Source organism: Neolewinella antarctica (genome assembly GCF_011927835.1).
Taxonomy (GTDB): domain Bacteria; phylum Bacteroidota; class Bacteroidia; order Chitinophagales; family Saprospiraceae; genus Neolewinella; species Neolewinella antarctica.
The window spans coordinates 80,715-92,831 of the sequence record NZ_JAATJH010000003.1; the positions used below are offsets into that span (position 1 = coordinate 80,715).

Genomic DNA, 12,117 nt, shown 5'->3' on the forward strand with positions numbered 1-12,117 from the left:
TAACGCGGGATTGGGGGTGGGGGTTGATGGATTAGGCCCCGCGCCGGTAAACATTCGTGTGGGATGTTTTTTCGGAAGAAAGTCTGCCTTCGTTCAGCAGCGCGAACGTATTTATTACTTCGGACAAAAGGCTCGTCGATGCTAGATACGCGCCACCGCCGTACTAGGTACCCACCCCTGGCGTCCGTTTTCCAAAGATATCTTTACGTACGCCCCGAATTCATCCAGAACCCGCAACTTCAATCCCTCAGAAAGCTCTTCTTCCAGCGTAGCCTCAGGGCCGGGCGCCACGCGTAATTCGACGTTGCGGGCGATGAGGATGCCGTCGCGGTCGTTGTCCAGATAGGCAAGGCGGCTACTGCCGAGTAGGTAGCACACCAGGGCCAGCGCAAGAAGAGATCCGGATACCGGAAGGAGGGCAAAACGGCGTTTTTCCGTCATCCCCTCCCGGCGGAGGAACCAAGCTGTTGCCCCCAGGACGGCCAAGGCCCAGCAGACCAGTGCGAACCACCGTGCCGTAGCGATCCCGAACCAGGCCCCGGCCGCTCGCCACCAGCGGACGAGGAAAAAATCCCGTATTTCGGGACGTTCGATGGCGGCTTCGCCCCGCACGAATTTTAAATTATTGAGAAGGGCTCGGTTACCCGGTGCCAAGCGGAGGCCGCGTTCGTAGGCGAGGATAGCACGGCCGTATTCTCCATTTTCGTAGTGGATGTTACCGCGGTACTGGTATCCGAGCGGTGACGCTCCTCCGGTAGTCGAGCTATCCGGTACGATCGCCAGCCCAACCGACTCCGCTTCTTGCCCGTTACCTGGCACCTGCGTCCGCGCCCCGCTACTCATTACGACCAGGAACAACAGGGAAAAAAGTAGGCGCGGAAACTTGACGCCGGGAAAAAGGGGGAGCATACGGGGGAGTTGGGTTAGCAAAAATACGACACGACGTGGCTTAGCGGGCCGGAAGAACGGTGCGCGCAATACCTTTGCCGCCCAGCTACCATGAAGAACCCCCCAAAACTTTACCTGCTCCCCCTGGCCCCGCTGCTGATCCTCTTCGTCGGTCCCATCCTGCGCAACGGAATTTTCATCGACGGACTGGCCTACACCAACTTGGCCAAAAACATGGCCCGGGGCATCGGGAGCATTTGGAACCCGCTGCTGGAGCCAAACGGCCCTGTCTTTTACGGTCACCCGACGCTCGGTTTTTGGCTAGAGTCCCTCTTTTTTCGGGTATTCGGTAACCACCTGTGGACGGAGGATATCTACAATATGGTCGTGCTGGGCCTGACGCTCTGGTGCTGCTACAAAATTTGGCTCCACCTACTGGGGCCGGCCGGCAACCGGCTGTTTTGGTTTCCTTTTCTCCTATTCGTGCTCAACCAGGAGAATCAGTTGCGGTACCCCAACGCCATGTTGGAGTGTTCGCTCACCCTAATTGCGCTGGGGGCAACTTACGCCTTGCTGAAATTCAGGGACAGACCCATTCTGGCAACCGCCGTTTGCGGATTGGGGGCTTTTATTTGCTTCATGATTAAGGGCCCCGTTGGTCTTTTTCCGCTGGGGATGCCTTTTCTTCATCACCTGATCGTCGAGCGGAAGTTTAGCCTGTTGCGTGGGGTGCTACCTTTCGTATTCTGCGGGGCCGCCTTTGGGATGCTTTTTCTGATTGCCCCGGCGTCTTACACTTTTCTCGAACGGTACGTAGATGTGCAGGTGATCGCGGCGCTGGAGGGCAAGCGGACGGAGCACATGGCCGGGACGCGCTTCAAGATCGTCTTTGCGCTGTTAAAAAGTAGCGCCATTCCGTTGGTGTTGTCCGCCCTGGTGCTGCTGGTGAAAGATCGGTGGCGGGAACGGCCGGATGCGTTGCGTGAGAGTGATGGCTGGTTCCTCATCGCCGTCGGGCTGAGTGCTATTCTACCCATCATGGTTTCTTCTAAGCAAGCTAGTTACTACCAGGTGCCCTCGTTACCCTTTCTGTACTTAGGAATGAGCCTGCTACTCGCGCCACAGCTGCTGGGAATAAATAAATTCTTGCGGGAGAAAGGTCGTGCGCGGATCATCAACGGCAGCTTGTTCGTCGTCGTAACGGCCGCCCTCCTCTACGCGCTTAGTTTCGTAGGTACGACCGACCGGAGAGACGTGGAGAAGATTGCCAACGCCGCCCGCGTCGCCAAAACACTGAAGGGAGCATCTTTCAGGCTGATCGTCAGCGGGCCCTACGAGCACCTGCAAGATTCTTACGTGAACGGAGTGCCCGCCTACCTTAACCGCAACCACGACGTGTTCGTCGACATGGAAACCCAGAGCGGTTACACGCTGTACATATTTGAAGATGGCCCCCGGCCGCCTACTATGGACGGAGAGGTCATCATGGAGTTTGAGAACCACGCGCTGGTCAAATCCAACCGGTAGCCGGTACTAGCTACTTTTCTTCGATCAACGGGGCTTCATCATCAATCACTGGCGGGGCCTCCCGCTTCAGCACGGAGAACAGATCTTCGAGCCGCAGAGGACGTCGCCGCTCCTCCCAGCGAAACCCTTCCACCCGGATGGACTGATGATTCACCGCCCCCATCGGGTCCATCTTGCCGCTCGGTGCGTCCAGAAATCGGATTTTGCGGACGGAGCCGTTCTCAAAATTCAGGGACATCGCGCTACAGGCCGTCTTGTTGACGCCCACGTAGGCACCCACCTTATCCTGAATGTAGTAAACCGCCTCGGCGTTACCATTTACGTCCGTCCGCACGAGACCTGAGCTGTCGAAAATAGCGACGATGTCTTTGCCCTTTACCTGATTATAAAACAACAGATCGGGGCCCGTCAGTACGAGGGCGTTGCGCCGCAGCTGCACCCGGTCGAGTTCTTCTCCGTCAAAGAGGATGGCGATCGTGTCGCCGGTCATTTGAGAGGTATCCTGCCAGAGCACCGGATTTTGGTAGAGCGTTAGGACACTGTCAACGGTATTAAACCCGAGCGAGTCACAGACCGCCTGTAGATCACTTTTCAGAATTCTTACATCCTTGTAAGCAGCGAGGTAGCGAATGGTGTCGCCTCCGGCATTGACGCTGTCGGAGCGGTAGGAGAGTAGGGTATCGGCCGCCACCCACAGGGTATCGTTTTCGAGGACGGTGGTCATCAGCGGGCGGCCACGGAGACCGCCGGTGGCTTTCAGGTAGCCGGTGGCTTCGTTGTAACGGGCGTTCTCGGCTTCAATGGTGAGCTGGGCGGAAGTATCCTGGTAAATCACGTTGCCGCGCGCGGTGGTGAAGCCGGAGACCGGGTCGGAATTCAGTTTATCGGCTTCCACGATCATCGGCGGGGCGGAGACGCGGGGCCGGCCGCCGGCTACGGAGTAGGTGCTGATCAGCGCATTGTAGTCGATCGTGTCGCCCGTCACGGTTTGCAAAGAGTCGCGGACGTAGGCGTTGCCCTCGATGACGTAGCGGTCGTCGCGGCGAAAGTAGTTGATCTTGTCGCCGGTCGCGCGCTGGTTGTCGCCGTCGGCTACGTAGGCGTTGCCTTCGAGGACGTAGACCTCCCGTTCGCCGAAGTATTTGATGGTGTCGGCGGCGGCCAGGCGGGTACCGCTTTTGTACTGGGCGTTTTTTGAGAAAATGGCTACATCGTTCGCCACGTCGTAAAATCCCGATTCACAATAGATGCGGTGGGTATCGGTACGAATGACGGTGGGGCCGAGGAAGTAAACGATCTCGTTCAGGAGGTCGTACTTGAGGGTATCGGCGCGCATTTCGAAGCGTTCGTCGACGACCACGACGCTGTCGCGAAAATAGACTTCGCGGGCGTCGGCGTAGTAGTAGCCGTGGCGGCTGCTCAGTTCGGTTTCCTGGTTGACGATGCGCCCGCCGGTGTGGTAGGTAGCGGTTTTGGTGGCCAGGTCATAGTCGAGGCGCTGGGTGTAGAGTTCCGTTTCGCCGCGTGTCAGGACGACGTTGCCGCGTAGATCGGCCAGCAGCGTGGCGGCGTTATAATCGAGAATATCACAAAAAGCGGTTAGGCTATCTCCCTGCTGAATCGTGACGTTGTCGTAGGCGTACACCTGTTGTTCGCCTTCGAGCAGGACGCTGTCGCCGTACATGAAAATGCTATCCTGACTCAGTTCCACGTTGCCGACGAGGACTTGGGTTTTTCCGCGTTGGAGCATGCGCAGCTCGTCGGCCCGGTCGATGCTGATGACTTCTTTTTCCGCCGCGGGCGGGGGTTGGTTTGTTTGGGCGCGGACGTCCCGACTGAGTGCGGGACAGAGTAGGATTAGGAAGGCTAGGAATAGAAAGCGTGAATGCGTAGCCCTCTCCCTCTTATCCCTCCCCATTGGGTAGGGACGATTCTTTGTCGATAGGAGAGTAAAATCGACTGCGTAGTTGGGACTTACAACTGATATGATGACTGCTCTGATAAATTTAAAGATCCGTCTTCAATTTAAACCCCTTACAGAAAAAAGCTTCCTCCTCTCTCCCCCGGAGACACGTTTTTGGGGTGAGGGGACCCAAAATAAGTTGGGGAGAGGGCTACGGAAGCACCAGTTGTCACAAGACGGCCAACAGCGTCCGTCCGTTAAATAAGCGCCACGACTTTAACAAAACATTGCTCTTCTCTTCACTGCTTGGCACCCGCGACCGCGCAAACTTCTACTCCTCCAAATCGTAAATACTATCCTCCTCCCCCCGCTCGATACCGTCCCGCACCCGGTCCATGGAATCCACCGCCTTGTCGTAGAAATCGCGGAAAACCGGAAAGAGCCCCTTGCCTTTTTCCCAGATCGTCTCCCGCAGCTCCGTCACCGGCTGGTAAGTGATGCTTTTTTCCTTTAGCTCCTCCGTGATGATACGGCTACCGTCGCCCAGCATGACGAAACCGGAGAAAACGAAAATGAAGAAAATGCCCGAGACGATGCCGCCGAGGAGCTGATTGACGATGTTGATGTTGATCGTCTCCATGAACCCCGTCAGACCCCGCGCGACCAGTTTGAACAGCAACAGCATCAGGAAAAACACCAGGACGACGCCCAGTAGGAACCCGCCGCCTTTCGTGACGATGGGAAAAGATTCGAAGATCATATCCCCCGCGATGGGCCCGAACTTCATGGCCGCCAGCAGGCCGACGACGTAGCTCGCCAACGTCAGCACGGTGGAAATAATGCCCTTCGTGTAACCCACGTAAAAGCCGTAAGCGGCGAAGATGAGACAGATGATGTCGATAGCCATTAGCACAAATTGAGGCGCAAAGATACGGCCCGGAATTTCCGGCACCGGATAACCCCGCTTTACGTGAACGCATAACGCGACCCTTATTTCGTTCCTTTGCGGACGCAAACCAAAAATATTAACCTTATGATTAGAGTACTCGCCAACGACGGCATCGCACCTAACGGAAAAAAAGCCCTTGAAGACGCCGGTTACGAAGTCGTCACCACCCATATCCCACAGGATGAACTGATGACCAAGCTTAACGATTTCGACGTGATCATCGTGCGGAGCGCCACGAAAGTCCGTAAAGAACTCATCGACGCCAGCCCTAACCTCAGGGTGATCTGCCGCGGCGGAGTCGGCATCGATAACATCGACCACGAATACGCCAAGTCCAAGGGCATCCCGACTTACAACACGCCGGCCGCGAGTAGCGCCAGCGTGGCCGAGCTCGTTTTCGCTCACTTCTTCTCCCTGAGCCGCGACGTACAACGTTCCAACTTCGAGTTGCGTCAGCCCGACGGTGACTTCAAGTCCCTGAAAAAAGCTTACGCGAAGGGCCAGCAACTCCGCGGCCGGACGCTCGGTATTCTCGGTTTTGGTCGCATTGGCATTGAAGCCGCACGTATGGGCCTTGGTCTCGGTATGACCATTCTGCCGGTCGACCCCCACAAGGAAAGCGAGGACGTGGTCCTGGACTTGATGGGCCAAAAGGTGACCGTCAACGTACCCGTCGTGACCATGGAAAAAATGCTCGCCGAAGCGGATTACATCACCATCCACGTGCCCGGTGGTAACCTGATCGGTGCGGACGAGCTCGCCAAAATGAAAGACGGCGTCGTGCTGGCCAACACCAGTCGGGGCGGCGTCATCAACGAAGACGCGCTGCTGGCTGCGTTACAATCTGGCAAGGTCCGGGGTGCCGCCCTCGATGTTTTTGTCGGCGAGCCCAGCCCCCGCCGCGAATTACTGGAAAATCCTAAGATTAGCGTCACGCCACACATCGGCGCGGCCACCGGGGAGGCGCAGTACAACATCGGTACGGAGCTAGCGGAAAAGATCATCGGCCACTTCGGTTGAGGGTGACTGACTCTTAGAGCATGTTGGGGCTTTAGCTTCCGGCCTTGTTTTGGCCACTTTTGCGGTGGTTAGTCAGTAGTCTAGGACCCTTTACCCAGACTACTGAAGAGCAAAATCCTCATTCCCCGATAGCTATCGGGGCGGCTAAACTCCGGTTTAACTGCCTCAACCATCACAAAACTGTTTCACCACGCAGTAGCAGCGTAGCTAAAACCGTCCAGGAACCCAAAGCCCCAACATGCTCTTAGCTTTCGCGGAGTTTGCTACTAACCAAGCGAGCCAAAATGAGAACGGCCGACTTACCTGAGTAAGTCGGCCGTTCTCTCGTAAAGGACGTACGTTATCAAATCGGAGCTTATTAGTTATTCCGATTCTTCTTCGCTGCTTTTTCGGCGGCTTTAGCGGCTTCTTCCGCTTCCTTTTCGGCGGCGCGGGCTGCTTCCTTCACGTCATCGGCTGCTTCTTTGTCCATTCGTTTCCGCTCTTTGTCCGTCATGTCGAGCTTGCTGTCCATCTGGCGGGTTACGTCGGAGCGCATGTCGCGAATCTCCTTCAAGATTTCATCGGTGCTTTGCTTCATCTCCTTACGGATGCTCGCTTTGTCGTCTTCGCGCGCCCTGGCGGATTCTTTCCGAAGCTCATCGATGGAAGACCGCAAGTTGGCGATATCCCGTTCCATTTGCCGGACCGACGTGCTGTCCGTTCCCGTACCGTTTGCACGGAACTGGAAGTTCTGGCCCGACATCCCCGGTGGTGGGGGCAGCATCTGCATGCCGTCGTTGATGCCTTCGAAAATCTCTTCGATCAGGCCTTCTAGCTCGGCTGGTGTCAGGCTAATACGGCCATTTCCACCGTTGTTGACGTTAAAGTTTTGGCGGCTTTGCACGGTTGCGGGTGCGGCGTTTATTCGACGGGAAGCAGCGAGGTTTTCCGAATCGGCCCGGACGCGCAGGCTCATGCTGTCCGATTGTGCTTGCTCAATTGTCTTCACGTAATCTTCCGAGCGGTCACCGAGTTCGTCGATGACTTCCTCCGTTTCCTCGAGTTCGCTTTCTAACGAAGCGATGAGGGCGGTATCGCGGTTGATGCGTGCTTGGTCAAGATCGTCGTTGAGCTCCATCAAGCGTACTTCGTAATCAGCTTTTAACTGGTTGGTCGCCTCGGCGTTCTTACGCGCTTGCTCGGCCATGGCGGCTTGCATCTTGATCTGATCTTCCGTTTGCTGTGCTTTCAGGCGAGCTTCGGCGGTGGACGCGAAGACTGCATCCGGACGCTTCGCGCGCTTACCGAAGGCAAGGTTTACGCCAGCGCTCCACTGATTGGATACCCGAATTTGGTCCGTACCGTTAATGTCTTCCACGTCACTAGCGGAAGTTAATAGTGCACGGTAGGTGCCCGTCAGACGGAAGTTGGGGGTAATGTTGAGAGAGATTCCACCACCACCGGTAGCAAAAGCTTGGCTCGGGGCCAAACCGAATTCACCGTTGCGATCCAAGTAATCGTCCTGAACGTCGATGTAACCACCACCAACGGTCAGGAAGGGGGAAAGGCCGGTCGTAACGCTCGTGAGGCGGAAGCGAAAATCGGCTCCGTACATGGACAAGTCATCAAAGTCGAGATTGATTTCGTCATCTTCCATGGAACGGTAGTAGAATAGACGGGCACCGACGAGGGGGCCGAAGTCTAAACCAAGGCTAGCACCGCCCAGGTAAGTGTCCTGGTAAGGCATGGCGTCATCCCAGTTGATCCGGCTCAGCGTCGGCTCTACTAAGAGGCTGACGTTGCGAAAACCACTGTTGAAGGTTTCCGCGTAAGCGCGGTCGACGTCGGAAAGTGTTCCGGGGCGACGACCACCGAGGTAAAATTGTAAACCGGCACCCAGGGACCAGTTGTACAGGCGGTCGCTGGTGAAATCGGTCGGGTCCAGATTGATGCGATCGCGATCGTCCGCCGAGACCAAATTCTGGATGGCGTTCTGATTAAAAGAGGTGTTGCGCGCTTCAACGTTCAGGGTAAGCCGGTCGAAGATGCTGAGGGTCACACCCAGGCCAGCGGCAGCGTAGATAGTTTCGCTCTGTAGGTTGGGGCTATCACCACCGTCCAGCTCAAATTCCTGAATGCCGGCACCCAGCGTGAGGTAGGGAAGAAAACGACCCTGGGAAAGATTCAGCTTAACCTCACCGCCGTAGCGGGTGATGTCGACATCGTTTTCACCCAGGTCATCAAACGCATCCGTACCAAAATCGAAATCTCCAAAGTTAGTACTCGAAGAAAGCGACTGCATATAAAGACCCCGCAATTCGACATTTTCACCGAAGCCAAGGCCCAAGCGGCCGCCGTACATGAAAGCGTCGTCGAGCCCGGATTGATTGTCGAACCAGTTGTAGTTCGCCGTCGGTTGGAGTGTATAAGAGAGCCCACTAACTTGGGCACTTACGCCCGCTGAAGTAGCGAAAGCCACCAGCATTAAGAGCGTTTTAGGTAAAATATTTATTTTCATAATGTGGTGATTCAGATCGTAGAAGTAAATTCTAATATTATTGTTAGTTGATTATTTATTGTGGAATCGCCTGGATCTCGACCCGACGGCCCCCTGCGGGTGTGGCGGCCTGGAAATCAATCCCCCCACCGATCATCCGGATGCGATCCGCGGAAATACCCATTTCCGCAAGACCTTGCTTGACGGCTTCCGCCCGGCGGGCGGACAACTCCTGGTTGTAAGCCGCATTGCCACTCTTGCTGGCGTAACCCGTCAGACGGACGTTGTAACTGCCCTTGCTGCGCATTTCCTCCAGCATGCTGAACAGAATGTTGCGGTGGGTGGCGTTAAGGGTGGCGGAGTTGTTGTCAAAAAAAATGGTGGGGAAGCCAATGGGCTCCTGGGCGGCGAGTTGTACGGTTTCGGTACGCACGACTTCCTCCTTTACCGTGTCGCGGATGTATTCCGGCTCCGACTGTAGGAGAACTTCCTGAATTTTCACCACGGTGTCCGTTCTGGCGAGTGAATTACGATCCACAAAAACTGTATCGCGGATGATAGCCGGGCTCTGTGAACGGTCCTGATTGCCGAGCTGAATAACGGGTTGTAGGCCGAGGCCGATTCTGCGGTCCCGGTCGTTGTCATAGCGGCGGCGGTCGTCCCGTAGGACGTCGTTCATCCGGTCTTCCGCACGTTGGCGGCGGTTTTCCTCCTGCTCGACCTGGCTGCGCAATCTGGCCATTTCTTCGTTCATGTCGCTCACTTCATCCGTAAGGCGGCGTAAATCGTCACGCGTGAGGCGATTGGGATCTTCGTTGCCGAGGATGCGTTGGATGGCGGTATCGCGGGGTGCGGGGGCGGCGGACTTTGCTACGGCGTTGAATTGTCCGTTATCGCGGATTTCCAGAAGGAGTTGCTCCTGACGGTCGAGGCGGCGGCGTAGTTCTTCCAATTCCGCGGCATTGTCGTAGGGGGATGCGGAATTGTCCCTCCGGTCCGATCTATTGATCTCGCTGCGGTATTCCGTCTCGCTGCGGTAATGTGTCTCCTGGGTGTTTGACCTGGCACCCGCGTCCACGCCAGTTTGTTGCTGCGCGTAATATGCTTGCCACTGTGCCTGCCGCTGTTGGTACAGGGCCATACGTTGAGCGCGGAGTTGGGCCATCTTGCGGGCGAGTGACGTTAGCTCTTCGGTGGACATAACTATCTCCTCTCCGCGCGCGAGGTCCTGCTGGGCGCTGATCGGTCCAATGCAGAAGAGTAATAAAAGGGCGAGTACGGTAATTCTTGGTTTCATAAAGTAGCGGTAATCGTGCGTGTAGGGAAGGGCGGTGAGACGCTTGGCCGGCAATAAAACCCAGAATCGAGCGCATTTGTTGGGTTTTTTTCCGTGCTAATTATAGGACACTACAATAAATTGCTGGCAAAGCCGAAGGGCAGTAGGTCCTTGGCGGAGTGAAATACGTAAATAGGGCCTGCCTCCCCCCGTAGGATAATTCGCAGGTCCACCCCGAAACGGGTCTCGTGCTCGGTCAATTGCTGGCGGCAGGAGCCGCACGGGCTGGCGGGTGAGTCGACCGTCTGGCTGGGGCTCTTTACCGTGATGGCCATCGTCGTTACGGGCACGCCCGGTTGTAAGTTGGCCGCGGCGGCGAGCGCGGCGGGTTCGGCGCAGAGGCACATCGGGTAGGCTGCGTTTTCGGTGTTCCACCCCCGGGCGATCGCCCCGCCCCGCAACCGCGCCGCCGCACCCACGCGGAAGTTGGAGTAAGGCGAGTAACTGTTTTCGAGGGCCGCCCGCGCCGCGGCGAGCAGTTCCCGGTCCGCCGCCCCGAGGGCTTCCGGTCCTTCGAAGACATCGTACGTTATCGTTAGCGTAGCCATAGTTGCGAATGCGTTAAATACGTGATGAGGTTTACGACCGTGAGCCGAACACACCCTTCTTTCAGGTGCGCATCGTTCCTTTAAGATAGCGTGACGGTGGGGCGTAGTTCGAAAGTCACGGTCCGCCACCCAACCCTTTGGGTTGTTTTGTACTCCTTCGTCCACACGTCCTAGCCATGAACCTGAAGTTTGACCCGCCGCTAATCACTTCCCCAACGCCCCCGGCCCGCATGACCGAAAAAGAACTCGTGGCCGCCTGCCGCCGCCAGGACCGCCGGGCGCAGAAGGAACTTTACGACCGCTACTCGCGCGCCATGTACACGGCGTGTTACCGGATCTGCGGTGACTTTGAGACGGCGAATGATGCGCTGCAGGAAGGGTTTTTGAAGGTATTTCAGAAGCTGCATACCTTTCGGGGGGACGCTACGGTGGGCGCCTGGATGAAGGTCGTCATCGTCCGCACGGCCCTCAACAAGCTACGGGCGCGCAAACCGACGGTGGACCTGCCGCTCAACCACGCCGACCAGGAACTAGATTGGGGGACGACCGCGCTGGATACCGAGTACTTAGAAAAAGCGATTGCCGCACTGCCGGATGGCTACCGGGCGGTTTTTGTGCTCATCGAAGTAGAAGGGTACAAGCACCAGGAGGTCGCCGACATGCTCAACGTCACGGTGGGGACGAGCAAGAGCCAGCTCTTTTACGCCAAGAAAAAACTGCGCGAGGCCCTGCGCCACTACGTATGAAGGAGAAGAACAAAAATACTTTGCGGGAGGCCATTTCGCGCTTGCCCGCTCACGATCCATCTTCCGCCACTTGGGAAGCGATCGAGCACGATCTCAAGCCTTCGTTGGCGGAGCGGCTGCCCTCCTACCAACCGCCGGTTTCGGTGTGGAATGGTTTGTCGGAGCAGTTAGAAACGGAGGCGCGGTCGCGGGTGCCGGGCGGATTGGGAAAGGAGCAGAGTACCCGTACTCGCCGGCTTCCTTACCGTTGGCTCGCCGTTGCCGCCTCGGTGCTAGTACTGCTTTTTGCCGGTTACGGAATAAGTAGTCGCGACGAAGGCCCAAAGGTTACCTACGCCCGGACGCAGGAAGTTATTCCGGCAACGACGCTACCCGACTGGGACGAAGAAGAAGGCAGTTTCGACCGCATCCTCGCCCAACTGGAAACGATCAATGAGCCGGGGCTCAACACAATGCGAATAGAACTCGAAGAATTGACGGCGGCCAAGGAAGACGTAAAAGCCATGCTGCTGGCTTACGGAGATGACCCCACCGTCGTCCGCCAACTGGTAAAGATCGAGCGGGAACGGAGTGACGTTTACCGTAGAATTATCGTGTTGTTGTAAGTAATAGGCGGTAGGAAGAATAGGCGGTAGGCGGTAGACTCCCAAAATTTACCGCCTACCGCCTACCGCCTACCGCCTACCGCCTACCGCCTACAAAAACGCCATAAACCACCAAG

At 56.7% G+C, this 12,117-nt stretch carries 10 protein-coding genes; 4 read left to right on the forward strand and 6 right to left on the reverse strand.

All coding sequences use genetic code 11. The features are described from left to right. Positions 1 to 141 precede the first annotated feature (141 nt). Complete coding sequence (locus tag GGR27_RS10295; RefSeq protein WP_168037365.1) at positions 142 to 909, reverse strand: tetratricopeptide repeat protein; 768 nt, start codon at positions 907 to 909, stop codon at positions 142 to 144. Between the two features lie 90 nt (positions 910 to 999). Between GGR27_RS10295 and GGR27_RS10300 the strand changes: the two genes are divergently transcribed. Then, positions 1,000 to 2,415, forward strand: coding sequence for an ArnT family glycosyltransferase (locus GGR27_RS10300; RefSeq protein ID WP_168037366.1), 1,416 nt, complete (start codon positions 1,000 to 1,002; stop codon positions 2,413 to 2,415). 10 nt (positions 2,416 to 2,425) lie between these two features. Here GGR27_RS10300 and GGR27_RS10305 read toward each other — a convergent pair whose 3' ends face one another. Both GGR27_RS10305 and GGR27_RS10310 read right to left on the reverse strand, forming a co-directional pair. Beyond that, a complete protein-coding gene (locus GGR27_RS10305) occupies positions 2,426 to 4,333 on the reverse strand; it encodes an OstA-like protein (protein WP_168037367.1) in 1,908 nt (635 codons plus the stop codon). Between the two features lie 316 nt (positions 4,334 to 4,649). Then, entirely contained in the window at positions 4,650 to 5,225 is a 576-nt protein-coding gene (locus GGR27_RS10310) for a CvpA family protein (RefSeq protein WP_168037368.1), read from the reverse strand. A 126-nt stretch (positions 5,226 to 5,351) separates the two neighbouring features. On the opposite strand from GGR27_RS10310, the gene GGR27_RS10315 reads away from it, so the two are divergent. Beyond that, the gene (locus tag GGR27_RS10315) at positions 5,352 to 6,287 is read left to right on the forward strand and encodes a D-2-hydroxyacid dehydrogenase (protein WP_209037917.1); all 936 of its coding nucleotides are present in this window, start codon (positions 5,352 to 5,354) and stop codon (positions 6,285 to 6,287) included. A 358-nt stretch (positions 6,288 to 6,645) separates the two neighbouring features. On the opposite strand, the gene GGR27_RS10320 is transcribed toward GGR27_RS10315, so the two are convergent. From GGR27_RS10320 to GGR27_RS10330, 3 genes are all read right to left on the reverse strand, one after another. Beyond that, on the reverse strand, positions 6,646 to 8,787 hold the full coding sequence (locus GGR27_RS10320; protein WP_168037369.1) for an outer membrane beta-barrel protein: 2,142 nt from the start codon (positions 8,785 to 8,787) through the stop codon (positions 6,646 to 6,648). A 55-nt stretch (positions 8,788 to 8,842) separates the two neighbouring features. Then, the gene (locus GGR27_RS10325) at positions 8,843 to 10,063 is read right to left on the reverse strand and encodes an OmpA family protein (RefSeq protein WP_168037370.1); all 1,221 of its coding nucleotides are present in this window, start codon (positions 10,061 to 10,063) and stop codon (positions 8,843 to 8,845) included. A gap of 110 nt (positions 10,064 to 10,173) precedes the next feature. Then, positions 10,174 to 10,650: a cytidine deaminase gene (locus tag GGR27_RS10330; RefSeq protein WP_168037371.1), complete on the reverse strand. Its 477-nt coding sequence runs from the start codon at positions 10,648 to 10,650 to the stop codon at positions 10,174 to 10,176. A gap of 176 nt (positions 10,651 to 10,826) precedes the next feature. Here GGR27_RS10330 and GGR27_RS10335 point away from each other — a divergent pair, with 176 nt between their 5' ends. Together GGR27_RS10335 and GGR27_RS10340 are read left to right on the forward strand one after the other, a co-directional pair. Further along, positions 10,827 to 11,396 carry an RNA polymerase sigma factor gene (locus GGR27_RS10335; protein ID WP_168037372.1) on the forward strand — a complete coding sequence of 190 codons (570 nt, stop codon included), beginning with the start codon at positions 10,827 to 10,829 and terminating at the stop codon, positions 11,394 to 11,396. Continuing rightward, on the forward strand, positions 11,393 to 12,001 hold the full coding sequence (locus GGR27_RS10340) for a hypothetical protein (RefSeq protein ID WP_168037373.1): 609 nt from the start codon (positions 11,393 to 11,395) through the stop codon (positions 11,999 to 12,001). The genes GGR27_RS10335 and GGR27_RS10340 overlap by 4 nt, the downstream gene beginning before the upstream one ends. Positions 12,002 to 12,117: the final 116 nt, after the last annotated feature.

Bases quoted from the DNA above. Each gene is read 5' to 3' on its own strand.
- GGR27_RS10295 (WP_168037365.1), bottom strand. From the start codon at position 909: ATGCTCCCCCTTTTTCCCGGCGTCAAGTTTCCGCGCCTACTTTTTTCC.
- GGR27_RS10340 (WP_168037373.1), top strand. From the start codon at position 11,393: ATGAAGGAGAAGAACAAAAATACTTTGCGGGAGGCCATTTCGCGCTTG.
- GGR27_RS10330 (WP_168037371.1), bottom strand. From the start codon at position 10,650: ATGGCTACGCTAACGATAACGTACGATGTCTTCGAAGGACCGGAAGCC.
- GGR27_RS10335 (WP_168037372.1), top strand. From the start codon at position 10,827: ATGAACCTGAAGTTTGACCCGCCGCTAATCACTTCCCCAACGCCCCCG.
- GGR27_RS10310 (WP_168037368.1), bottom strand. From the start codon at position 5,225: ATGGCTATCGACATCATCTGTCTCATCTTCGCCGCTTACGGCTTTTAC.
- GGR27_RS10300 (WP_168037366.1), top strand. From the start codon at position 1,000: ATGAAGAACCCCCCAAAACTTTACCTGCTCCCCCTGGCCCCGCTGCTG.
- GGR27_RS10325 (WP_168037370.1), bottom strand. From the start codon at position 10,063: ATGAAACCAAGAATTACCGTACTCGCCCTTTTATTACTCTTCTGCATT.
- GGR27_RS10320 (WP_168037369.1), bottom strand. From the start codon at position 8,787: ATGAAAATAAATATTTTACCTAAAACGCTCTTAATGCTGGTGGCTTTC.
- GGR27_RS10315 (WP_209037917.1), top strand. From the start codon at position 5,352: ATGATTAGAGTACTCGCCAACGACGGCATCGCACCTAACGGAAAAAAA.
- GGR27_RS10305 (WP_168037367.1), bottom strand. From the start codon at position 4,333: ATGGGGAGGGATAAGAGGGAGAGGGCTACGCATTCACGCTTTCTATTC.